This window comes from Marinobacter sp. C1S70, assembly GCF_000475355.1.
GTDB lineage: Bacteria > Pseudomonadota > Gammaproteobacteria > Pseudomonadales > Oleiphilaceae > Marinobacter > Marinobacter nauticus.
In genome coordinates this window covers 71,735-94,539 of sequence record NZ_AXBW01000029.1, presented here as the reverse complement: position 1 = coordinate 94,539, position 22,805 = coordinate 71,735, and the positions used below count along the sequence as shown (strand labels likewise).

General features: G+C 60.1%; 18 protein-coding genes. 7 read left to right on the top strand and 11 right to left on the bottom strand.

Going from position 1 to position 22,805, the window contains the following annotated elements:
- Nucleotides 1-178: 178 nt before the first annotated feature.
- Nucleotides 179-544: a hypothetical protein gene (locus Q669_RS10135; protein WP_011784046.1), complete on the top strand. Its 366-nt coding sequence runs from the start codon at nucleotides 179-181 to the stop codon at nucleotides 542-544.
- 13 nt (nucleotides 545-557) lie between these two features.
- On the opposite strand, the gene Q669_RS10130 is transcribed toward Q669_RS10135, so the two are convergent.
- On the bottom strand, nucleotides 558-3,305 hold the full coding sequence (locus tag Q669_RS10130; protein ID WP_023008370.1) for an ATP-binding protein: 2,748 nt from the start codon (nucleotides 3,303-3,305) through the stop codon (nucleotides 558-560).
- 117 nt (nucleotides 3,306-3,422) lie between these two features.
- On the opposite strand from Q669_RS10130, the gene Q669_RS10125 reads away from it, so the two are divergent.
- Nucleotides 3,423-3,656 (top strand): DUF2789 domain-containing protein, encoded by a 234-nt coding sequence (locus Q669_RS10125; RefSeq protein ID WP_011784044.1) that lies wholly within the window; start codon nucleotides 3,423-3,425, stop codon nucleotides 3,654-3,656.
- A 9-nt stretch (nucleotides 3,657-3,665) separates the two neighbouring features.
- On the opposite strand, the gene Q669_RS10120 is transcribed toward Q669_RS10125, so the two are convergent.
- From Q669_RS10120 to Q669_RS10090, 7 genes are all read right to left on the bottom strand, one after another.
- Nucleotides 3,666-5,051, bottom strand: a complete 1,386-nt coding sequence (locus tag Q669_RS10120; protein WP_022992133.1) for a GGDEF domain-containing protein — start codon at nucleotides 5,049-5,051, stop codon at nucleotides 3,666-3,668.
- Between the two features lie 11 nt (nucleotides 5,052-5,062).
- The gene (xerC, locus tag Q669_RS10115; protein ID WP_031209908.1) at nucleotides 5,063-6,037 is read right to left on the bottom strand and encodes a tyrosine recombinase XerC; all 975 of its coding nucleotides are present in this window, start codon (nucleotides 6,035-6,037) and stop codon (nucleotides 5,063-5,065) included.
- Nucleotides 6,034-6,783, bottom strand: a complete 750-nt coding sequence (locus Q669_RS10110; protein ID WP_011784041.1) for a DUF484 family protein — start codon at nucleotides 6,781-6,783, stop codon at nucleotides 6,034-6,036. The genes xerC and Q669_RS10110 overlap by 4 nt, the downstream gene beginning before the upstream one ends.
- Nucleotides 6,784-6,801: 18 nt before the next feature.
- Nucleotides 6,802-7,728, bottom strand: a complete 927-nt coding sequence (gene dapF, locus Q669_RS10105; RefSeq protein WP_031209911.1) for a diaminopimelate epimerase — start codon at nucleotides 7,726-7,728, stop codon at nucleotides 6,802-6,804.
- Between the two features lie 14 nt (nucleotides 7,729-7,742).
- Nucleotides 7,743-8,993, bottom strand: a complete 1,251-nt coding sequence (lysA, locus tag Q669_RS10100) for a diaminopimelate decarboxylase (RefSeq protein WP_011784039.1) — start codon at nucleotides 8,991-8,993, stop codon at nucleotides 7,743-7,745.
- 35 nt (nucleotides 8,994-9,028) lie between these two features.
- Nucleotides 9,029-9,223, bottom strand: coding sequence for an LPS translocon maturation chaperone LptM (gene lptM / locus Q669_RS10095; protein ID WP_022992130.1), 195 nt, complete (start codon nucleotides 9,221-9,223; stop codon nucleotides 9,029-9,031).
- Nucleotides 9,224-9,294: 71 nt separating this feature from the next.
- Complete coding sequence (locus Q669_RS10090; RefSeq protein WP_011784037.1) at nucleotides 9,295-12,144, bottom strand: class I adenylate cyclase; 2,850 nt, start codon at nucleotides 12,142-12,144, stop codon at nucleotides 9,295-9,297.
- Nucleotides 12,145-12,271: 127 nt separating this feature from the next.
- On the opposite strand from Q669_RS10090, the gene Q669_RS10085 reads away from it, so the two are divergent.
- On the top strand, nucleotides 12,272-14,716 hold the full coding sequence (locus tag Q669_RS10085; protein WP_022992129.1) for an EAL domain-containing protein: 2,445 nt from the start codon (nucleotides 12,272-12,274) through the stop codon (nucleotides 14,714-14,716).
- A 72-nt stretch (nucleotides 14,717-14,788) separates the two neighbouring features.
- On the opposite strand, the gene Q669_RS10080 is transcribed toward Q669_RS10085, so the two are convergent.
- The 3 genes from Q669_RS10080 to argH all read right to left on the bottom strand — a co-directional run bounded on the left by Q669_RS10080 (nucleotide 14,789) and on the right by argH (nucleotide 19,046).
- Nucleotides 14,789-15,391, bottom strand: coding sequence for a DUF2931 family protein (locus tag Q669_RS10080; protein WP_022992128.1), 603 nt, complete (start codon nucleotides 15,389-15,391; stop codon nucleotides 14,789-14,791).
- Entirely contained in the window at nucleotides 15,391-17,493 is a 2,103-nt protein-coding gene (locus tag Q669_RS10075) for a T6SS phospholipase effector Tle1-like catalytic domain-containing protein (protein WP_022992127.1), read from the bottom strand. The genes Q669_RS10080 and Q669_RS10075 overlap by 1 nt, the downstream gene beginning before the upstream one ends.
- Nucleotides 17,494-17,636: 143 nt before the next feature.
- Nucleotides 17,637-19,046 (bottom strand): argininosuccinate lyase, encoded by a 1,410-nt coding sequence (gene argH / locus Q669_RS10070; RefSeq protein ID WP_014420355.1) that lies wholly within the window; start codon nucleotides 19,044-19,046, stop codon nucleotides 17,637-17,639.
- A 119-nt stretch (nucleotides 19,047-19,165) separates the two neighbouring features.
- Between argH and Q669_RS10065 the strand changes: the two genes are divergently transcribed.
- The 4 genes from Q669_RS10065 to Q669_RS10050 all read left to right on the top strand — a co-directional run bounded on the left by Q669_RS10065 (nucleotide 19,166) and on the right by Q669_RS10050 (nucleotide 22,799).
- Complete coding sequence (locus Q669_RS10065; protein WP_022992126.1) at nucleotides 19,166-20,224, top strand: sensor histidine kinase; 1,059 nt, start codon at nucleotides 19,166-19,168, stop codon at nucleotides 20,222-20,224.
- Nucleotides 20,221-20,979 (top strand): LytR/AlgR family response regulator transcription factor, encoded by a 759-nt coding sequence (locus tag Q669_RS10060; RefSeq protein WP_011784033.1) that lies wholly within the window; start codon nucleotides 20,221-20,223, stop codon nucleotides 20,977-20,979. The genes Q669_RS10065 and Q669_RS10060 overlap by 4 nt, the downstream gene beginning before the upstream one ends.
- Nucleotides 20,980-21,064: 85 nt before the next feature.
- Entirely contained in the window at nucleotides 21,065-22,006 is a 942-nt protein-coding gene (gene hemC / locus Q669_RS10055) for a hydroxymethylbilane synthase (RefSeq protein ID WP_022992125.1), read from the top strand.
- Nucleotides 21,987-22,799 (top strand): uroporphyrinogen-III synthase, encoded by an 813-nt coding sequence (locus Q669_RS10050; RefSeq protein WP_011784031.1) that lies wholly within the window; start codon nucleotides 21,987-21,989, stop codon nucleotides 22,797-22,799. Before hemC ends, Q669_RS10050 begins: the two co-directional genes overlap by 20 nt.
- Nucleotides 22,800-22,805: the final 6 nt, after the last annotated feature.

Here is a 22,805-nt window from a genome sequence, read left to right as displayed (position 1 = left end):
CAGGCATTAACCAACGCCGGGCCTTACCATCCGGAAATCATTTCAGCATTGCAAACAATTGAAAAATCCAGCGTCCACAGGAGGAAAAGTAAGCCACACTCTGCAACAATCAACTGTAACCAAACTTTACACTTGGTTACACTAACAAGAATCGCAGATTACGTTCCGGGAGCCTCACATGCGCACCAACATTACCGCCCTTCTCTCTGGTCTGGTGCTCGGCTTGTCATCGGCGCAGGTATCCGCCGAAAACCTGGATGTATTGATGAGCCAGGTTTTTCAGGCCAATGAAGCCACCTACATAGGCTATGAAAGCATCGAGCGCGAGGACATTCCCGCCCGGGCCAGCGTAGACCGGAAATACCTGATTGTGGATTTCCGCTTTCCGAACCAACAGCCGGCCGCCGAACAACTCCAGGCCAGCGTACACAAAGTGTGCATGACCCTGCTGAAAGATCGTGAACTGATCCGCTCGCTGTCGGATTCCGGCTACGACATGGTGGCCGTGGCCTTTGACCGCCAGTCCCAGTTTGACTGCCTCTAGCCTGTAGCCCAGGCTATTCCTGTCCCAGTAGGCGGGGGAATGCATCCAGGGCGGTATTCACCGCATCCAGATTAAAGGCCTCCACATCCGCCAGCAGCTTCTCACCGTAGCGCGTGACCGACGATGAGCGGTGCCGCTGCCCCCATTCGATAATGCGCACGGCGAAATCCTTCATCTGTTCCGGGTCGCCGCTCTCGCGCACTTCCTGCCATTCATTACCGAAGTCTTCAGCCAGTTTTTCCCGCAGCCAGCCCCGCTCATGCATGCTCATGGTCTGGGCCAGCAGGCGCTCGGATTCCTCCGGCGCGCCATCGTCATCAGCCTGCTCCACCGTCGCTTCTACCCTGGGCAGTACCACCTTGAACGTCGAGCCCACATTGGCCTCACTTTTCACGGTCAGTCTGCCGCCCATCATTTCCACCAGTTTACGGCTGATCGCAAGCCCCAGCCCGGTACCGCCATAACGCCGGGAACTCTGGCCTTCCTGCTGCTCGAAGGCTTCAAAAATGCGCTCCTGCTGGTCCGGGGCTATGCCTATACCGGTGTCAGCTACGGTCACCACCAGCCGGTAGTAACAAACCTCGGAATCGGCATCCGCCGGCTCGCCCAGCGGCTTGGCCACCGCTCGCACGGTAACTCCGCCGTCGTGGGTGAATTTGATGGCATTGCCCACCAGATTAAACAGCACCTGTCGCAAGCGGGTTTCGTCCAGCATCATCGCCGAGGGCATACCCGACCCCACGCTCACTTCCAGGGTAATGCCCTGCTCCGTTGCCCGCAGGTCAAAGATGTGGCGGACATCACTGAGCAGCCGGCGCACGGACACAGGGCCGAAATCCAGGCGCATCTTGCCGGCCTCGATCCGCGACAGGTCCAGAATGTCATTGATCAGCATCAGGAGGCTTCGACTGCCCGCCCGGATGGCATTGAGGTAATTGCGCTGCTGAGGATCTGTGACCGAATTGTAGAGCAGATCGCTGTAGCCAATCACCGCGTTCATAGGCGTTCGGATTTCGTGGGACATGTTGGCCAGGAATTCGCTCTTGGCACGGCTCGCAGCCTCCGCTTCCCGGGCCAGCCGCTCCGCCTCAAGCTTGGCGGCACGGAGTTCATCCTCACTCCGGCGCAGCGCGTTCTCGGACCGGATTCGCTCATCCACTTCCAGTGAAAGTTTGCGGTTCCAGTACAGGAAGATCAGCACCACCACGATGGCTATCAGAATGATCCGCCGAACCACGGTGTAATCGGCTTCCTGTTCGATATCCAGGTGAATCCAGCGATTATAGATGGCTTCGGTTTCGGACGTCGGCAGACTGCCCAGCGCCTTGTTCAGAATGCGGTGGAGCTCAGGCTGGGCCGGGCTGACCGCCAGTCTCAGATCGTACTGGTAAGGGGTAATACTGGTGATCCTCAGGTTCGACAGACCGAGCCGTGCCACCGTGTAGCTTACCGCCGGGATATGCGTCACCATCACATCCAGATCGCCGTTGGAAAGCGCAAGCAGCCCGTCTTCCACGGTCTGCTGGGGATAGAGGTCGAGATTCGGATGATTAATCAGCAGATAGTCATGACTGGCCTGGCGGTTTACCACGCCGACCCGTTCATCCCGAAGTTCACGCAGGTCTCCGATAAAGCGACCGGTGTCGCGGATCGCCAGCGCAATGGGCACGTTGACATAGGCCCGGGTGAACAGGAATTCCTGCTCGGTACGAGGCGTGCGGGACATGCCGGGAAGCACGTCCAGCTCACCGGATTTCAGTTTTTCCTCGGCGCCGGCCCGACTGTCTACCGTCACTCGCTGGAAGCGAATCCCCAGATCCTTCTCCAGCCGGCTGAGCAAGTCGGCGACCAGCCCCGTGGGCCGGCCATCCTGTTCAAACTCGAACGGCGGCCAGTCCGGCCTCAGTCCGACGGTAATCTCCGAGTTACTGGCCAGCCATTCCAGTTCACCGGCGGTCAGGGCCACGTTTCGGGTCTCGACTTCGGGCAGCTCCCCCGCCAACCAGGACTGGCGAATATTGCGATGTTCCTGATGGGTCAGTGACGATACCGTGCGATCAAACACCCGAAACATGCGCTCCTGCTCAATGGGAACCTGCAGCACCACATCCACAGGTCGCCGATCCAGCAACACCGCCAGCCCGACACCATTGATCATCGCCGATTCGAGGTAGTCAGACACCACCGGAACCGGCCCGAGAAAAGCATCTGCCTCGCCCGACATAACCCGGCTGACCGCCTCACCCAGGCTGGAAACCGGTACCGGCGTAAAGCTTTCCACCGGGTCCAGCAGCGGAAACTGATTGGGGTCGTCGCCGACAATGACAACCTTCGCTGCCTCCAGATCAGACAGAGTCCGGATTGCCGGGTCGCCGGCATTTACAAACACCCCGTAGGTGAGTGACATCAAGGGCGCTGTGTGTCGCACGCCGGGAATAACCGGGGCGCCGGGCAGTCGGGTGGTCAGGATCAGGTCCGGCTCTGGCCGCTCAGTGCCCAGCATCTGGTTCATCAGAAAGGGCTCAATGGGCAATCCCAGCTTGGAGGACAGGCGGTTGAGGTAGTCCACCCAGATGCCCGCCATGCGCCCCTCCCCGGTATCGAACACCAGCGGCACCTGGGTATGCCTGACCCCCACATTGAAGCCATCCTGTTCTGCCAGCCAACGCAGATCTTCAACGCCCAGTACGGGCGCCGGCGAATTCTGGGGTGGATCCGCCAACACGGCCCCTTGAAAAAGCAGCAACAGGAGGCAAAACATGAACTGTGAACGAGACTTCACTGGATATCCTCGGCGGGTCCACTACATTTCAGGAAAACCATACCTGCAAACGGGCAGGATTGCATTTTGCCAATGAGCTGATGGAGGTACGTAACCATGGACACCAGCAAACACAGCCTGAGCACCCTGTTCGAACAACTGGGTCTGCCCTCCGGTCAATCGGAAGTCGAGCATTTCATCGCCCGACATTCACCATTACCCAGTGAAGTCGCTATCCAGGATGCGCCCTTCTGGTCAGAGAGCCAATCCCATTTTCTGGAGGAAGGGCTGGAAGATGACAGCGACTGGGCGGAGGTGATTGATGAACTGGATGCCCTGCTAAGGCACTGATTGGCTGGGTCAGAGCACCGACACCCGATTTCGGCCCTCATCCTTGGCCTGATAGAGGGCCCGATCAGCCCGGTCAAACACCGACTCTTCGGTGTCGTCGTCCTGAAAACCGGTCAGCCCCGCTGAAAAGGTAATGCTTACCGGCTCGCCGCTGAAATGGAACGGCAGGCCGGATACATGTTCGCGCAGGGAATCCAATACCTTGCGGGCTTCATCTGTGGGCGTTTCCGGCAGAAGCACCACAAACTCCTCGCCACCGAACCGGGCGATAAAATCCGTCGACCGCAGGCGAGTGCTCATCTCCCGGGCCACCAACTGCAGCACGCGATCCCCCGCCTTATGGCCATAGGAATCGTTGATACGCTTGAACAGATCCACGTCCAACACAGCCACCGTGAGAGGATGCCGGTAGCGCAACCAGCGGTTGTATTCAAACGACAGCCGTTCCTGCCAGGCTTCACGGTTAGGCAGCTGGGTGAGCAGATCGGTCAGGGCCCGCTGACGCTCTTCACGTACCTGGGCCTGCATCTGTTCTGAGTGCGCCTCCATGGCCGCGACTTTTTCCTGCATGGCTTCCAATTGGTTTGCCAGGAGCTTTTCGCGCTCGCTTTCAGACGTCCGGAACCGCTCAAGCGCACTGCCAATAAATTCCAGGCGCTGGCTGACTGACTGTTTCAAAGCCTGAATGTCGTGGCTGGCGCGGATGTCATCCGCCACCCTGTCCAGCTCGGCACGGATTTCCCGGTCGAGCATTGCTGTGGCGTCCTGACGGCAAGTCTGGACATCACTCTGCTGGGCAAAATGCTCTCGTAACGCCTGCAAACGCTCATCCAGGCGTTTCAGAAAGGCTTCGAATTCGCGCTGGCTGCGGGTAATGGCGGCGATCACCAGGTCGGCGACCCGGTTCAGCCCCTCCCGGAGCACTTCCCAGTCGTTGCTGGTCAGCAAGGTCTGCTGCAATTCCCGGGCTTCCGCTTCGGCAGGCGGTTCCAGCGAAGCCTGTTGCAAAAGTTGTCCCAGCAACTGACCTATGCGGCGGGCAATTCGCAGTCGCTGGGTGGTATCCGCCAGATCCACATGGTCGTCAGTGGCTTTCGGTTCCGGTGTCGGCAACGCAGTCTGAGGCCCGGCCTGCTCGTCCAGCAGGGTAATCTGCCGGTCAATCTGGTCCTGCAGCTCCCGCCAGTGCTGCAGGTTGATCTGCTTCTTACGGATATCCTCCCGCAACCGACCCAACAATTCGTCCAGCTCCGGTCGCTGTCCTTCAGAGGCCAGACTGGTTCGTACCAGCATTCGTTCCAGCAGATTACGTTCGGATTCCCACTGTTTTTCCCGATGCTCTGCCTCTTCCAGTTCCCTGAGATATTTCTCTTTCCAGGAATCTTCAGATGCCATGAACTACTCCCTTACTGGCCAGCACGATGGTCTTCCTCTTCACACCCGGTGCGATCGGTCGTTCGGCGGCGCGCCCGGGGATGGCTCTGATCATAAACCCGGGCAAGATGTTGAAAGTCAAGATGAGTATAGACCTGGGTTGTGGCAATGTCCGCATGACCCAGCAATTCCTGAACCGCGCGCAGGTCGCCACTGGATTCCAGCATGTGACTGGCAAAGGAATGCCTGAGCAGGTGGGGGTGCAAACGCTGGTCCGCGCCGTGCAGAATACCCCAGCGAGACAGGCGACTCTGGATACTGCGCCGGCTCAGGCGGGTACCCCGCTGGCTGACAAACAGTGCCTTCTCACCCTCGGTGACCAGTGCCCGCCGGCAGGACAACCACTGTTGCAACGCCGCCACGGCCTTGCGGCCGACCGGCAGCACGCGCTCCTTGTTACCTTTACCGAGAACGCGGATTTCTGGGCCCTTCAGATCCAGAGCCGACAGATCGGCCCCGGCCAGCTCCGCCAGCCGAAGGCCGGAGGAATACATCAGTTCGAACATGGCCAGATCACGGATTTCGAGGGGGTCTTCGGGGGTGGCATCCAGTAACTGGCCAATCTGATCAACATCCGCAACGCGGGGCAAACGCCGACCACTTTTCGGCGCCCTGATGTCCAGAGCCGGATTATCGATGGCAAGCCCTTCGCGAAGCAGGTACTGGTAGAAACGCCGAATCGACGACAGGTGCCGGGCAATGCTGCGTCCGCTCAGCCCATCCCGGCTGAGCCGGGCTACGTAGCGCCGAACATCGTGGGCAGACAGCTCTGACCAGTCATTGAGGCCGTTATCCGCAAGCCAGGCGACCAGCCGCTGAAGGTCGCGCTGATAGTGTTCGCAGGTACGGGGTGAATGCCGTTTCTCGGATTGCAGATGACGAATGAAGCCGGTCAGCGCCGCCAATTGGCTCGCTGATCCTTTGTGGTCACTCGCCGCCACGCTCACCCCTGGCCGGTCTCCGCCGTCAGATCCGTCACCGGAGCGCCGGTACCATGGCGCTTGAGCATGGGCGGCAAAAGCCGGCTCAGGGTGTCACTGATGTAGCTCAGGAACAGCGAGCCCATGCTCTGATCAAAGTAACCGGGTTCACAACTGCCGACAGCAAACACACCCACCAGACCTTCGTGGCGCAGGGGCACAAGGGCAACGGAGGCGATGGGCTCGTCACGGTCCGGGAACAGGAATTCACGCTCATTCTCGCGGAACTGGCCACAAACGGCCCGCTCCCCTTCCAGCAGGCTTCCCAACCGTTCGCGTGCCGCGGCCGCATCCACCATATGCAGGGCACCCTGTGACTGAAGCTGACCGGTTTCACTGAACAGAAGTACCGACGCGGCATCCAGACCAAAATCACCCCGGATACTGTCATCAATGGCAGCCGCCATATCCTGCAGGTTACGGGCTTCAATCACCTGCATCAGCAGGCGTTTGCTTTTCTCGAACAACCGGTCGTTGTGGCGGGCGATGGACACCAGTTCCACCAGCTCCCGGCGTAACGTGTCCCGCTGTTCCCGGAACAGGTGCACCTGACGCTCCACCAGGGAAATCGCCCGGCCGCTGTCATGGGGCAGAGTCAAACTGCGCAGCAGCTCGTCCTGGCCGATAAAAAAGTCCGGATTGGCCCTCAGATATTCTGCGACCTGTTCCCTGGTGAGTTCGCCGGCCTTCTGGCGGGCCGTTTGTTCTGTCATCGTGTTCTCCTGATCGGTTCAGGCCCCGTTTTTATGAGGTCGGGTGTTCGGGCGGGCACTCCTGCGGCGCCGGGGCTGGGGTTCGCCAGGCAGCCGCAACTGGCCTTCAAATACCGTGGTTGCAGGACCTTCCATCATAACAGGGGTACCTTCCCCCTGCCATTCAATGACCAGCCTGCCGCCACGCAACTCGACTTCGACCCGGCTGTCCAGCAAGCCGCGGAGACAACCGGCCACCACCGCTGCACAGGCACCGCTGCCGCAGGCGAGTGTTTCGCCGGAGCCCCGTTCAAACACACGCAACCGGGCATGGCGGCGATCAATCACCTGCAGAAAACCAATGTTGGCCTTGGCCGGAAACCGGGGATGCTTTTCCAACTGCGGGCCAAGGCTTTCCACCGGCGCCGTATCGACATTGTCCACCACCAGCACTCCGTGGGGATTACCCATGGAGATGGCTGACAGCTCGACCGTCTGACCATTCACGTCGACGGTATACACATCCTTGCGCTGATCTGCCGCAAAGGGGATCGCGGGGGGGTTGAGCTCCGGCACCCCCATGTTGACCGCTACCAGGCCATCCCGACCCACTTTGAGCTCAATCACACCCTTGGCAGTCTGGACCCGGATAACACGCTTGTTGGTCAGGCGCTGATCGCGCACAAAGCGGGCGAAGCAGCGGGCGCCGTTGCCGCACTGTTCCACCTCCGAGCCATCGGCATTGAAAATACGGTAGCGAAAATCCACATCCGGCAGCCCCGGCGGCTCCACCACCAGCAGCTGATCAAAACCGATCCCGAAATTGCGATCCGCCAGTTCCCGGATGGTGTCCGGGGCCAGCCGGAATGGCTGGCTGATGGCGTCGACCACCATGAAGTCGTTACCCAGCCCGTGCATCTTGGTAAAGCGCAGGACCGGACCCTGGCCACGTCGTTGCTGAGACATCTCGTTCCCCCCGCTCATTCCGGCAGGCAACTTTCCGGCGCCAGTTGGTCGTCCAGAGTCTCCCGGCGCCGAACCACATGCACCTGATCTCCGTCCACCATCAACTCCGGGGGCCGGTTGCGGGTGTTGTAGTTAGAGGCCATAACAAATCCGTAGGCCCCGGCCGAGCGCACCGCCAGCAAATCGCCGGCTTTCAGGCGCAGAGCGCGATCCTTGCCGAGGAAATCGCCGGTTTCGCACACCGGGCCCACCAGGTCCCAGGGCCTTTCCTCACTGTCCTGATGGGGCTGAACCGGAATAATGGCCTGCCAGGCACTGTAGAGTGCCGGCCGGATCAGATCATTCATGGCCGCATCGATGATGGCGAAATTCCGGTGTTCGGTGCACTTCAGGAATTCCACCCGGGTCACCAGAATGCCCGCATTCGCGGCAATGGAGCGGCCCGGCTCGAGCACCAGTTCCAGCTCCCGATCACCCATGCGTTCATTAAGGGCTTTCACATAATCTGCCGGTTGCGGCGGGGTTTCCTGGTTGTAGGTCACACCCAGACCGCCCCCCATATCCAGATGGCGGATACGGATGCCCTGCTCTGCCAGGGTGTCGATCAGAGAAAGCACCCGGCCCAGGGCATCCAGGAACGGCGAAACCGACGTCAGCTGTGAGCCGATGTGGCAGTCCACCCCGTGGATATCCAGGTTGGGCAGGCTGGCCGCCCGGGCATAGACTGCCGGCGCCTCGGCGATATCAATGCCGAACTTGTTTTCCTTCAGGCCGGTCGAGATATAAGGATGAGTGCCCGCATCCACGTCCGGATTCACTCGCAGGGAAATGGGCGCTTTCACTCCCAGTTCGCCAGCCACCTTGTTCAGGCGATCAAGCTCGGTGTCGGATTCGACATTGAAACAGCGAACGCCGGCCTCCAGGGCCCGCTTCATTTCCCATTCCTGCTTGCCAACGCCGGAAAAAACCACTTTACCGGCATCCCCGCCGGCACGAAGCACACGTTCAAGCTCTCCGGCCGAGACTATGTCAAAACCGGCCCCCAGACGAGCCAGCACATTGAGCACGGCCAGATTGCTGTTCGCCTTGACCGCATAACACACCAGATGAGGGCGATTCTTCAGGGCCTCATCGTAAGCACGGTAATGGCGCTCCAGCGTCGCCCGGGAATAGATGTAGGCTGGCGTACCAAAGCGCTCGGCGATATCGGCAACGGCAACGTCTTCGGCGTAGAGTTCGCCGTTACGGTAATTGAAGTGATCCATGCTGTTCCTGAAAGCTTAAGGTCGGGTGGTCTGGCTCAGGGCTGTTCATTGTCCTCATCGGCATTTTCGCCCGCCTCCGCAGCTGCCTCGGTGTCACCAGTCTGCGATGGTACGGCGTCGGGCACCGGCGCGTTCCGGTACAGCGGCCCTTTCTGGCCACAACCGGATACCATCAAAACCACAAACACCGAGAGCGCGACGGCCAGGCGGCGCACAAGCCCAAGCTGCATACCCAATCCCCTGAGTGAATAATGGCCGAAGTATACCCGACACCCGGGCCGCACCGCGAGGATTCACATGTTCAGGACAGGTGCTGGTTTAGGGCATCTTCCAACTGCGCCCGGTAGAACAGGTACTGGCTGGTCTGGATATCGCGCTGATACAGCTGTGGATCGAGATCGTGGGGCAGATGCAGGTCAGTCAGATACACCGGATAGGGGTCCGGACTCTGCCGCAGGGAGCGGATGTAATGGGCCACCGCCGGAATCAACCGGTCGCCATATTCCTGCACGGTAAACTCCTGATCGTTGCAATACAGATCAAAGCGCAGAATGCTGTCACCCTGTTGCACGCCCACCGCCTGCACTTCGAGGCCGGACAAGGGCATTCCGGCGACCAGTTCTGGCCGCGGATCGGCCAGCCATCGGCCATCCCTGCGTACCAGTTCGTAACACCGGATACCGGCGACCGGCTCCAGATTATCTGCCTGGCGCAACTGCCGGCGCTCAATAACACTGTCCAGAAATCGCAATAACGGTGCCAGTAGATGACGGCGTTGCTGGGCCTTCAGCTGGCGATGCCACAGACTGCCATACTCATCCACCACCCAGAGCTGGCCCTGGTCTCCCTGCAGCTGCCAGAATACCTGGATGTTACCGGCTTCGGAGGCTTCACATACCGCTTTCAATAGGGGAGCATCCTGCAAAGCATAGCGATCCGGCACCACCGGCAGAAAACTGTCCTGGGGCTGGAACAAGGCATCCATCAATGCCGCGCGGCTATCCAGGGCAACAAACCCCGGCTCCTGGCCATTGAACTGGAGCAGAAAATAACGCTGATCCATCTCGATGATATAACGCAAGGGATGGGGGCCGGTGCCGCCTGCAAAAAACTGTCGGAGCACATCGGCAAACAACTCACTCACACGCCGGGCAATGGCCTGTCCGTGCCCCCGGCTGGGCGCCATCACTCGGATATCCGGCAATTCCGCAGGGTTGATCGCCACCTGAGCGAGCACATTCTTCAAACACTGGATCAGGGTATCCCCAGCCGCGTAATGCTGCAGACTGACTTCGTGCCAGCTGTTCAGGGTAATCTGGTCGATGGTCACCACCAGGTTGTCCCGGGCCCCACTGAACCCGAGCGAGTCGTTGCGGGCGCTGAGTTTATGCAGCCCCCGCTCGGTCAGATGAGCCTGTGGGTCCACCGCCACATTCAGCAACAACAGGTTGCGTAACGGCCGTACTGCACGGGACAGGGCCTGCCGGGGCGCCGGGGGCATAGGCACCGGCAGGAAACCAGCCAGCACATCCAGTATTTCCTTCAACTCGCTGACCGACGCCACGCTCTGGCCCGCTCGCACATTCAACCGTGTACTGCGACTGAGCAGCCCGTTGCAGTAACACCAGACAAGCAACTCAGCCAGGTTGCCGGCGCGGCGAATAACCGGCTGCCAGAAGGCGTCGGACGGATCTTCAAGATCCCGGTACAACAACCAGCCGTCTCCGGCTGCCCCCTGTTCACTGCGATGGTGAAACGACAGATTCTCTTCTGCCAGCGAGGGCACCAGCCCAGGATTGATCAGCTCGACCTTACCGGCCTTGCGCTGGAAGGCGGCATAGAGCTTGCGGCCCAGCAGGTTGATGTCATTGGCGCTGATCGACGCCTGTGCATCCTGTTCCCGGGCCAATCTGGCCAGCAAGCGGTAACTGTGGGTAAGCTCGGCAACCACCCGCCGGCGTAACCCCATCACTTCCTCGGCACACCAGCGCTGACGATCGTCCAGCCTGCCCAGATCCTCCGATGACCAGCCCCAGCCTTCAACCAGGCTGCGCAACAACTCGACCCGCCAGGGGTCACCTACCATACCCGCCCGGCTGAGCGGCAAGCCGGATTTCAGGTACAGGCTTCGGCGCACCAGCTCCAGCCGATCTGCGCCGTCACGGGCCAGCAACCACTGCTCCAGTCTCTGGTACAAAAGCACGTAGGGGTCCAGGGCATCGGCGCTAATCACACCATTGTGAACCGCCTGCTTGAAGCTGGCCGAGAGCAGTGGTCGCTCCCGGTCGGTGGCGTAACATTCAATCAACAGCAGCTTGAGGATGGCTTTCCAGGGCGCATCGATTCCTTTGTAGAGCTGCCAGATGCCAGCGCCAGGCAGTTCTGCGGGAGGAATGTCCGGCACCGCGCCAAAGTCGATGTAATCCCTGGCCTGGATAAACCGACACTCCACCAGCTGTCGCCGGCAGTGGTCGTAATCGGCCTCCCGGTCTACCGGGATCAGCCACCACAACGGATATTGGCCGGCGAGGTGAATGCTGGTGCGGTAGAACTCATCCAGCAACAGAAAATGCTGGGCGCTGCCGCAGTTTTCCCCGGTGACTTCCACGCGCTGTCGCCCGGCCCGCCAATCGGCGGCAGAGAACACAAACACGTGCAGCTCCACCCCCAGGCCACCGGCCCATTCCGACAGTTTTTCGGCTTTTCGCTCCAGGCACCGAATGCCCGACGCCGGCAAATCCTGACGGTGGCAGAGCCAGACATCCAGATCACTGGCCACCGAGTGGCCGAGGGTGCCAGGGCTTCCCATCAGGAACAGACTGTCCAGATCAGGCTTTCGAGTGCCCTTGTCACGATAGTGAAAGCTACGGGCGTAACGGCGGGCGGCGTCCAGCACTTCCTGGCCGGGCGTGTAACCACTGAAGCCGTCCGGGCAGTTACCATCCAGATAGCCAGGCAAGGCCGGATGGTTACGGTGAAAAACCAGCGGCAACAACTCCAGCACCATCTGCTGCCGGTAGGTCAGTGCCGAGCACGCCCGCTGCCAGCGCTGCTGGTTAACCAGCAGAAACCGGTCCCGCAGGCGCCTGAGCGTCTTTCGGTCGATTCCATCCTCGAAATCGAGAACTATGGGCGCGGCGTGAACGGTCAAGAGAGCTCCGGCAAGAGGTTATTTTCGGCAAGATAGTCAGTATGATGAATGAATCGTGGCAAAACCTGTAAAAAAATAAAAGCACAGGCAGTGAACACGCTGCCAGCCCGAGCGAGGCACCCGAGCTGTGAAAGAGTTTCTGATTCAACGCTACCGGCCCGATCCGACGGGCCCCGTTATCCGGCCCACCCTGCTTCGGGTGGATGACGATGGCCGGATCATCCAGGCTGATCGCCATGCAGAAACCATGTTTGGCTACGACATCAGCGATCTGACCGGGCAGAAAGTCCAGCATATTCTGGCTTCCCGCCAGGACGATCCCTTCGCCCCCGCCCACCGACACCGGCTCGACAATGGCCAGACAGTGCTGGTGACGTTTCGCCACAAGGATGGCTTTTTCTTTACTGCCCTGCTCGGGCTGCGAATGGAGGTCCGGGATTCAGACCAGGCCGCTACCGCCTCGATTACCCTCAGAGACAGCGATGCCATGGATAGCCGGATTCAACGACTGGCGGAACAGAATGCCGGCTTTGGTCTCTGGGAACTGGACATGCCCAGCAACGAGATCAGCTGGTCCGAAGGTATGTACCGCCTGCTGGAACTCAAAGCCGGCAGCGAGCTGACACCGGAACAGGCGCTGTTTTACTGCCAGACAGGCCAGAACCGGGTACGAGCGATGTTCAGGCGCTGTATGCGCACCGGCCAGCCGTTCAGCATGGACCTGACCATTCTCACCAGCCGGCAACGGCCACAACGGGTTACTCTGGCCGGTCGTGCTCTGAAGAACGGCGGCCGGGTGCAAAAACTCGGCGGCGTGATGGTCAACCACAGCGAGGCCATGGTCCACGATCTGGAAAAACAACAGGCTCAGCAGATTCTTCAAGCCACGACCGCCGCATCCTCTGATCTGGTGGTAGCCATCGACACCGAGTTCAGGCTGTTGCATTTCAACACCCCCTGGTGCCAGCAGTTTCAACACGCCTTTGACCTGACGCCAAAGACCGGAGACAACCTGCGCAGCCTTTTGAAGGACTTCCCAAATGAGCGGAGACTGATCGAACGGCTATGGCAACGGGCCTTCGACCGTGAGCATTTTGTGGCAGAAATGCCCCTGAACCGCCAGGGAGAGGGACTGCCGATTTACGAATTTCACTTCCAGAGCATCCGCGGAGACCGGGGTGAGGTCACCGGGGCCGTTCATGTCGCACGCGATATCAGCAACCGGATCCAGCACACCAGCAACAGCGATTACCGCATGCGACACGATCCGGTCACCGGACTGATGAATCGCCGTTCTTTCATCGAACACCTGGAACGGGCCATGGGCCATCGCCACAAACGCCAGAGCACCGACGGGCTGCTGTTTCTGGATCTGGACAACTTCGAACAGTTCAACGAGGACGCTGGCAGCGGCACCTGCGACCGCTACCTGCGGGAACTGGCCGCCATGCTCGGGCTGCGCGTACGACAGCGTGATGCCCTGGCACGACTGGCCGGCGATACCTTTGCGCTGTTCATCGAGAACTGCCCGGAACCCAGAGCGCGAAAGATCGCCGAGGAAATCCGCGAACAGATTGCCCAGTTCCAGTTTGAATGGCAGGGGCATACCCTGCAGACCACTACCAGCGGCGGTCTGCTGATTCTGGACAGTGAGTTGCCGGAGCGGGCCGACACGCTGCTCACCCAGGCTGCGGACCTGTGCCATACCGCCAAGACTTCAGGCCGGAACCGGATCCACACCGCCCATGCACTGCCGGATGCCGCCGGCGATACTGGTACAGACAAGCAGCTGGAACAGCTCCGCCAAGCCCTGGACCAGCATCAACTGATCCTTGAGTTCCAGGCTCTGAAGCCGGTGGCGAGTGTGACCTGGGGCGACCATATTGAAATACTGTGTCGCATTCCCGGTCAGGGACCGGACGACACCACACTCCTGCCCGGACAGTTCCTGCCCCTGGCCGAGCGCTTTGACCTGGCCAAACGGCTGGACCGTCAGGTCATTCGTCAGACCCTGGACTGGCTGGGGCAGCACCGACTGCTGGAACCAAGGCTGAAATACTGCGGCTTCAACCTGTCTCTGGCCTCGGTACTGGATGACACCTTTGCCGATTTCATGGAACAGCTACTGGCACCCTCACCGTTCCGGGCGGAGTGCTTCTGCCTGGAGATCCGGGAAGCCCATGCCACCCAGTATCCGGACGAAGTGGCCGTGCTCTGCGATGCACTGCATCGAATCGGTTGCCGGGTGGCCCTGGAGGGCGCTGGCGCCTCGGTGGAAAGCTACAGCCTGGCCGCCCACCTGCCGGTGGATATCATCAAACTGGATAGACGGGTGATGGATCATCTGGAGGACGATCCGGTTCAGCAAGTGATGGTGGATGCCCTGCATCGTATTGCAGAAGCCGCGGGCAAGGAGACCGTTGCCACCTTTATAGAGAGCGACGAGACCCTGAGAAAGGTCCGTACCCTGGGCATCCATTTTGGCCAGGGTTACCGGTTATCCAAGCCCAGCCCGCTGGCGGAGCTGAAGCCGGTGGGGGTTGAGCTGAGTACGGGCTGGATCGGCGGCTAAGTTATGTTGAGGGCAGGCTTCGTTCTACCCCGACCTCACACTGGGTCACTTTAGAACCGCTTCCGCGGCCGCTTACCAGCCCTCCATAGGGACGCCGTGTTCCCTGAGGTAGTCACCGTGTTTTTCGAGATAATTTCTGGTGCCTACCTCAAAATCATCCGGGTCACCCGGCACTTCCGTCGCCTGCATCCGCATCACCTCGATCTCATTGCCAATCTGGTTCGAAATCCAGACCACCACGGTACCGCCGGGCGCCAGGCCAATGGTCAGGAGGTTCCGGGGGCCTGAGCGCACATCAACCTGCGTAACATAGGTTGCCGGCTCCCGCATTCGGTCCAGCAGGTCTTCCGGCACCTGAATGATCTTGGTGTAATATTTCTGCTCCGCGTAGGAAAACCAGTTGACCAGAATCAGTTCCGGAAAGGGGTCAGCTCTGCCCCCAGGCCCGGTTGGGCCACGGGCCCCCTTCCAGCAGCACCCCACCGTGCCTATCGGCTGGCGCCAGCTCCGCTCACCCGACTTCTCCAGGAACATATCAGTCACCCAAACTTCGTAGTGCTGTGGCGCCGCTATCCTGACCATCCAAAGAGTGTCGTCCGCCTTCGACCACGCCGAACAGCCGCTGCCCAACAGGGCGATGGCCATGACTCCCATGGCCAGAATTTTCTGAATCATTAGTCGCCCTCTGTCTGTGGATACACCAGGCGCTCGCCTGAAGGTGCTGGTGCATTGGGATGAATCCCCTGCAACTTCGCAGGCAAGCCCGCCACCAGGGTCTCAATAGCGTTGTAGTGCGCCGAGTAATGGATATAGCGCTGGAGCAACAGATGCTCATATTCAGTAGCCAGTGAGGGGGCATCGCTCCCTTGTTCAACTTGCTCTAGAATTTGTTGCAGGATGGGGATCAGTTCCTCTGGCAGGGTATTGTCGGTTTTTTTGGTATCGATATCTTGCAGCGGCACACCGCTATCGGTGGCCAACCAATGCATCAACCTCAAGGCCACCTGCGAATACTCCCCCCGCACCTGGCGCAGCATCCGCAACACCAGTTCTACCCGGCCATCCTGGGCCGGGTGCTCGTGGCGCAGGGTGACAATGTCCAGCCGGGCTGGCCCTTCCGGGCCCTGGTCTTTCGGCCATGCCTGCAATTGCTCGGATTGCCCTACCGGCAGATTATATGGGCCAATCCAGCCTGCCGCCTCCATCTGTTGCCGCTTGGCCTCCAGGTTATCCCATTGGAGGGTTTGGTCCGGCCTGCTCAGCCGGTCGCGAGGCACCTTTAACCTGAGGCTTAACAGCACGTCCTCCCGCTGGCTGTCGCCGTAGCCACCGCCAATATCGGAATGAACGCCCGGCAGGGAAATTTCCCGGAAGTTGGCCGGCAAGCTGCCGTCGCGGCTTCGCAGACTGTTCAGGGCAAAGTTCCTGCGGTGCTCATGGGCCGCGGTCAGGTGCACCGCCTGGCCCACCTTGCCTGGATCCAGGTACAACTCCACCGGGTGGTTGCGGTTGTTATGGGCCAACGCATCACCAGCAGCGAGGTTAACGATGGCGGCCACGGAGTCGAACAGCCCCACGAAGCGAATTTCTACCGTCTTCGGCCAGAGGATACCGCTGTCAGCCAGCATCTGGGCCAGCAGACCATTCTCCCCCTGATTTATCTCGTGTGCAGTATGGCGGCCAGCCGCCGCGCCCCGGCTGAAGCCGAACAGGTCCAACGTAAGTTTGTCGATGGGTTTGTCCAGGCGGTCGGCGGGCAGGTTCTGCAAGACTTCTTTCACCCGCAAGGCCAGTTGCGAGAAAGCATAGTCCACCTGTGCGATAACGCCGGCCTCCCCCATGCCGGTGGCTGCGCTATACATCACATCATCCTCGCCAGTCTTGGTGCCAGCCCCAGGAGCATAAATTTTACGCCGGTAGGTGCTGGTACCCTCCTCCTCTTTTTCGTCTTCGACGTACAAATCCCACAGCTTCGCCACATTGCTGGCCGCATTGGCGTAACTGTCGCCCAACATCAGACCCATCCGCCGCTCACACTCTTCCCGGCCGATGGTGTTATTTTCGTAGGGAATCAGGCACTCCTGCTCCAGCTGCTCAACGAAGGCCCGGGTATTGGCGGCGTTGTTCATGGTGCCATCGGTAAACAGGCCCACTTCCAGGTGTATCTTTGGGGCGGGTGCCTGAGAGGAGTCTGCCTTAGCGTCTTCGGTTGCGGATGCTGCAGACATCAACACGGGAGCCACCAGTGCGGAAGCCCCTAAGGGCAGGCTCAGCCGATGGTCATCCACGTTACCTTGAGCCGCCCGCTCCCGGCGCTGGCGCTGCCGGTAGTTCATTGAGAACATGTTCACTTCCAGCGACCCGACACCCCAGGATTCGGATTGGCGCAACTGCTCGCAGGTGATGCCGCAGTTGTTCAGCTCTGCTACTGCACACTCAAGCTCAGATGGAACGTTCAGCCAACTGCCCTCTATCCGCCACTGGCCACCGGCAGGCAGACTGTTGTCTGGCCGCCAGGTCACCATCGGCGAGAAAGGCTTATTCCACTCCGAACAGACCAACATCAACTCGCCGTCTCTGACCGCCCGATGGACAGTTTCCGCTAGGTTCCGTCGGTCACCAGAGCCATACCTGAACAGCGATTGCATGCTTGAACGAAGATGGTTGTCCTGCTCAACCAGGAGGCGAGCCCTATCGGCAGCAAAAAAAGGAGTTTCAACAAAGGGAATGTCGAGGACCTTCAATTCTGAAGGCCTGACCAGTTTCACAAAGCTCATCGTCAGCGTCCTTGTTGACGGTAGCAAGCAGGTAAAGTTAGTCGGACAATCCTAGCCGATATTGTGTATTTATGACAAAACCGCACTTTACGGTTTTGTCATAAACTTTTTTCTAAACTGCCACGCCCATGACAGCCAGTCGACTATGCCAGATTTTTCCGAGCGCGGGCCACCGCTGCACGTACCTGGTTTGGCGCAGTGCCACCCAGATGATCACGGGCCTGCACGGAACCTTCCAGGGTCAGCACGTCGAACACATCCTCGCCGATCACATCGGAGAACTGTTGAAGTTCCTCCAGCGTCATATCTGACAGGTCACGACCTTCGGCGACACCGAAAGCAACTGACTTGCCGACAATCTCATGGGCATCACGGAACGGCACGCCTTTCTTGACCAGGTAATCAGCCAGATCCGTGGCGGTGGAGAAGCCCCGCTTGGCGGCTACCCGCATGTTGTCGGCCTTGGCCCTGATGGCCGGGATCATATCGGCGTAGGCCTTCAGGCAGCCCTTGATGGTATCGACCGTGTCGAACAGCGGCTCTTTGTCTTCCTGATTGTCCTTGTTGTAGGCCAGCGGCTGGCTCTTCATCAGGGTCAGCAGGCTGATCAGATGGCCGTTTACCCGGCCGGTCTTGCCACGCACCAGCTCGGGTACATCCGGGTTTTTCTTCTGGGGCATGATCGAGGAACCGGTGCAGAACCGGTCCGGCAGGTCGATGAAATCGAACTGGGCGGAGGTCCAGAGCACAAGCTCTTCACTGAACCGGGACAGGTGGGTCATCAGCAGCGCGGCGAAACTGCAGAATTCAATGGCGAAGTCCCGGTCGGAGACCGAATCCAGGCTGTTTTCAGTGGGCCGGTCAAAGCCCAGCAGTTCGGCGGTCAGATTGCGGTCAATCGGGTAAGTGGTGCCGGCCAGGGCAGCGGCCCCCAGAGGCATCACGTTCACCCGCTTGCGGCAATCCTGCAGACGATCGGCATCGCGCACCAGCATTTCGTACCAGGCCAGCAAATGGTGGCCAAAGGTAACCGGCTGGGCGGTCTGCAGGTGGGTAAAGCCGGGCATAATGGTGTCTGCCTCGCGCTCGGCCAGGTCCAGCAAGCCAGCCTGCAGGCGCGCCAGTTCCTCGGCAATCACGTCGATTTCATCGCGCAGGTACAGCCGGATATCGGTGGCGACCTGATCATTCCGGCTGCGGCCGGTATGCAGTTTCTTGCCGGTGATGCCGATGCGATCGGTGAGCCGGGCTTCGATGTTCATGTGCACATCTTCCAGGCTGACGGACCATTCGAAGCGCCCGGCTTCGATGTCTTCCTTCACGCCCTTCAGGCCGTCGATGATCTGGTCGCGCTCGGCGTCCGTCAGCACACCCACCTTCGCCAACATGGTGGCATGGGCGATGGAGCCGGTAATATCATGATGATACAGGCGCTGGTCGAAGCCCACCGAGGCGGTGAAGCGTTCAACAAAGGCATCGGTAGGCTCGCTGAAGCGGCCACCCCAGGGTTTTTCGGAGGATGTGGTCTGGTCAGACTTTTTCTGATCCGTCATGGTCTATCTTTCCTGCTGACAGCCCGGCATCATCATGCCGGCAATGGATAAGTTAAAAGTTGCGGCAGTATAGCATTCCGGCCCCGGTTAAGGAGACTCCCCTGAAACCCGACAAAGGCATGAACCACAAGGACACCGACAGCTTCTACGTGCCCGATCTGTGTCGTGTGCGGGCCGTGTTCATGCTGTTGATTACCAGCGAACTGCTGGTTCTGGTGCTGGCCATCGTGCAGGCACAGAACAGCTGGATCGACTGGAACTACTTCGGTCTGCTGTCCCTGTTCGTGCAATGGACCACCCTCACCAGCGCCGCACTGATCTGTCTGTTGCGCCCCCGCCTGGCCCGCATGAGCAACAGCCGCGCCACGATGACCATCGCCGCCATTGTCTTGCTGGACGTACTGGCGTTCAGCCTGTTTGCCGACAGCGTATTGCACCCGCAGCCGGGCGTGGCGCTCTGGCAGGGCATTGCCAAGAAGCTGTTACTGGCACTGCTGATTATCCTGATGGTGCTGCGTTATTTTTACCTTCAGCACCAGTGGCAGCAACAGCGTGAGGCGGAAATGCAGGCCCGGCTGACCTCCTTGCAGGCCCGGATCCAGCCACACTTTCTGTTTAACAGCATGAACACCATTGCCAGCCTGATTGCCACCAATCCGGAGCAGGCGGAAGAAGCAGTGCTGGATCTGTCGGAACTGTTCCGGGCCAGCCTGCGCACCGACGACCAGCTCATTCCCCTGAACCGTGAGCTGGAACTGTGCCAGCGCTACCTGGCGATTGAGTCTCTGAGACTGGGGGAACGCCTGCAACTGGAGTGGGATATTCAACCCGGGCTCGGGCAACAGGTAATACCACCCCTGACACTGCAGCCGCTGGTGGAAAATGCCATCTATCACGGCATTCAGCCGCGGCCGGAAGGCGGTGTCGTCCGGGTCGAAGTATCGGCCAAGGATCACTTTGTCTACCTTCTGGTGCAGAATCCCGCGCCGGAATCTACGGAACGCCAGCATCAGGGCAACCGGGTCGCCCTGAGTAACACCCAGGCCAGACTACAGGCACTGTTTGGCGAACCGGCCGTGCTCAAACACAGTCGCCAGGGCAATACCTACACCGTCACCCTTCGCCTGCCCCGGCGCAGCATCAACACCAGCAACCGTCAGTCACGAAACAGGCCATGAATACCGAAGACAGCAAACGCGTACTGATTGCCGATGACGAACCCCTCGCCCGCCAGCGCATTCAGCGCCTGCTGGAAGCCCTGCCGGATTACCGGGTTTGTGGCGAAGCGGTGGATGGCAACGACACCTTGCGCAAAGTGGCCGAACTGGAACCGGATATCCTGCTGCTGGACATCCGTATGCCCGGCATGGATGGCATGGAAGCAGCCGACCAGCTCAGCAAGCTCCACAATCCGCCCGCAGTGATTTTTTGTACCGCCTATGACCACTATGCCATCCAGGCGTTCGAGGTTCGCGCCGTCGCCTATCTGCTCAAACCGGTCCGGCGTGAGGCGCTGGCCGATGCTCTGGCCCGGGCCGGCAAGCTGAACCGGGTACAGAGGCAAGCCCTGGCGCAAAGTACCGATGCCGGTAACGACCAACTGGCGGTGCGCACGCACCGAGGCACCGAACTGATCGACCTGTCAGATCTGTACTACTGTGAGGCCGACCAGAAGTACGTGACTCTGCACCACCGCCACGGCGAGACGGTGTGCGACTACACCCTGAAAGAACTGGAGCAGGCTTACCCGGATCACCTTCTGCGCGTCCACCGACACACACTGGTTGGCGTGCGCTTTATCCAGGGGCTGCGGCGGTCGTCCGATGGACAGAATCAGCTGGCACTGAAAGGCAATGCCACCCTGCTGCCGGTCAGCCGCCGCCATGCCAGTACGGTCCGCCAATGGTTACACGAACACCAACCCTCCCCCTGAGGGGGTAGGCGGGGGTTCACCGCGGGACTTTTTTTCTGCCACAAGGTAACCTTGGGGCACATTTTCCCGAACGACAGTGAGTGACATGTCCAAACGTACCCTTCGCATTGCAACCCGCAGCAGCGCACTGGCGCTGTGGCAGGCGGAATTCATCAAGGCCGAGCTGGAAAGGCTGCATGACAACGTTGACGTTGAACTGATCAAGATCAAGACCCAGGGCGACAAGATCCTGGACGTCCCCCTGGCTAAGATCGGCGGCAAGGGCCTGTTCGTGAAGGAGCTCGAAGAAGCCATGCTGGACGGCCGTGCCGATCTGGCCGTGCATTCCATGAAAGACGTGCCCATGGAATTCCCCGAAGGCCTGGGGCTGGTCGCCATTTGCGAGCGTGAAGACCCCACCGATGCCTTCGTCAGCAATCAGTATGAACACATCGACCAGCTGCCTGAGGGCGCGGTAGTAGGCACCGCCAGCCTGCGTCGGGAAGCCCAGCTGCGGGCCAACCGCCCGGATCTTCAGATCAAGGTACTGCGTGGCAACGTGAATACCCGGTTGGCGAAACTCGATGCCGGTGAATACGACGCCATTGTACTGGCCAGCTCCGGCCTGAAGCGTCTCGGCTTCCACGACCGTATCCGTTACTGTCTGCCAGACACGTTTTCCCTGCCAGCCGTTGGCCAGGGTGCTTTGGGCATCGAATGCCGGGTCGGTGACACGGAACTTCTGGAGCTGATTGCCCCGCTCAATCACACCGACACCTGGGACCGCGTCAGCGCTGAGCGGGCGCTGAACCGTCGCCTTGAAGGCGGTTGCCAGGTACCCATTGCCGCCTATGCCCTGCTGGAAGACGATAACACCCTGTGGCTGCGGGGCCTGGTTGGCGCAGTCGATGGTACCCAGATTTTCCGGGTGGAAGGCCGTGCCCCGCGCGCCGAAGGTGAACGCCTGGGCCGTGAACTGGCAGAACAGCTGCTGTCCATGGGGGCCGACAAGGTGCTGGCTGAAATCTATGGCCACACCCCACGCTGAGTTTCAGCAACCGTCTGAACTCCAGGGCCGGCGTGTATTGATCTGCCGGCCCGAGCCCGAAGCCAGCCGCCTCGCCGAGGCCTTTCGCAAGGCCGGTGCCGATGCCCGGGTGATGCCGATGATGGCGCGCGAGCCTTTACCGGAAACCCCGGAGCAGCGCGGCATCCTGCAGCAGCTGGACAACTTTTCCCACATCATCGCGGTCAGCCCCTATGCCGCCCGCCGGCTGATGGAGGAAATCGACCACTGGTGGCCTCAACTTCCCGCCGGCCTGCAATGGTACGGAGTGGGCGCCGGCACCGCCGCGGTCTTTCGCGAACATGGCCTGAAACCGAGAATGCCCGCCGAAGGCTGGACCAGCGAAGCGTTGCTGGCGCTGCCATCACTGCAGCGCGTTGACGGAGAGAAAGTTCTGCTGGCTCGGGGCGAGCATGGCCGGGAACTGATTCGTGAGACCCTGGCGCAACGGGGCGCACGGATTACCACCCTGCCCCTGTACCGGCGCGTGCTGCCGTACTATTCTGCAAAACAGGTGAAGGCTCTGGTTGCCGACTTCCACCCCGAGGTGGTGATTGCGCTTTCCGGCGAAACCCTGAACAATCTGGTGGAGCTGGGCCACAGATACCAATTGGCTCTGACGCCCGACATAATCGTAGTACCTGCGGAGCGTGTAGCGGAACAGGCGCGCGCGCTGGGCTTCCGCAAGCCATTGGTGCCCGGTAGCCTGAACGATGACGACCTGGTCATCAGTGTTGCTTCCTGCCTGTCGCAGGAGGCCGGTGACAACGGATAACCAAGT

Coding starts and splice junctions, on each gene's coding strand:
- Q669_RS10050 (WP_011784031.1), top strand. CDS start 21,987: ATGGCCACACCCCACGCTGAGTTTCAGCAACCGTCTGAACTCCAGGGC.
- hemC (WP_022992125.1), top strand. CDS start 21,065: ATGTCCAAACGTACCCTTCGCATTGCAACCCGCAGCAGCGCACTGGCG.
- argH (WP_014420355.1), bottom strand. CDS start 19,046: ATGACGGATCAGAAAAAGTCTGACCAGACCACATCCTCCGAAAAACCC.
- Q669_RS10110 (WP_011784041.1), bottom strand. CDS start 6,783: ATGACAGAACAAACGGCCCGCCAGAAGGCCGGCGAACTCACCAGGGAA.
- lysA (WP_011784039.1), bottom strand. CDS start 8,993: ATGGATCACTTCAATTACCGTAACGGCGAACTCTACGCCGAAGACGTT.
- Q669_RS10065 (WP_022992126.1), top strand. CDS start 19,166: ATGAACCACAAGGACACCGACAGCTTCTACGTGCCCGATCTGTGTCGT.
- dapF (WP_031209911.1), bottom strand. CDS start 7,728: ATGTCTCAGCAACGACGTGGCCAGGGTCCGGTCCTGCGCTTTACCAAG.
- Q669_RS10125 (WP_011784044.1), top strand. CDS start 3,423: ATGGACACCAGCAAACACAGCCTGAGCACCCTGTTCGAACAACTGGGT.
- Q669_RS10130 (WP_023008370.1), bottom strand. CDS start 3,305: ATGTTTTGCCTCCTGTTGCTGCTTTTTCAAGGGGCCGTGTTGGCGGAT.
- Q669_RS10080 (WP_022992128.1), bottom strand. CDS start 15,391: ATGATTCAGAAAATTCTGGCCATGGGAGTCATGGCCATCGCCCTGTTG.
- Q669_RS10120 (WP_022992133.1), bottom strand. CDS start 5,051: ATGGCATCTGAAGATTCCTGGAAAGAGAAATATCTCAGGGAACTGGAA.
- Q669_RS10075 (WP_022992127.1), bottom strand. CDS start 17,493: ATGAGCTTTGTGAAACTGGTCAGGCCTTCAGAATTGAAGGTCCTCGAC.
- lptM (WP_022992130.1), bottom strand. CDS start 9,223: ATGCAGCTTGGGCTTGTGCGCCGCCTGGCCGTCGCGCTCTCGGTGTTT.
- Q669_RS10135 (WP_011784046.1), top strand. CDS start 179: ATGCGCACCAACATTACCGCCCTTCTCTCTGGTCTGGTGCTCGGCTTG.
- Q669_RS10060 (WP_011784033.1), top strand. CDS start 20,221: ATGAATACCGAAGACAGCAAACGCGTACTGATTGCCGATGACGAACCC.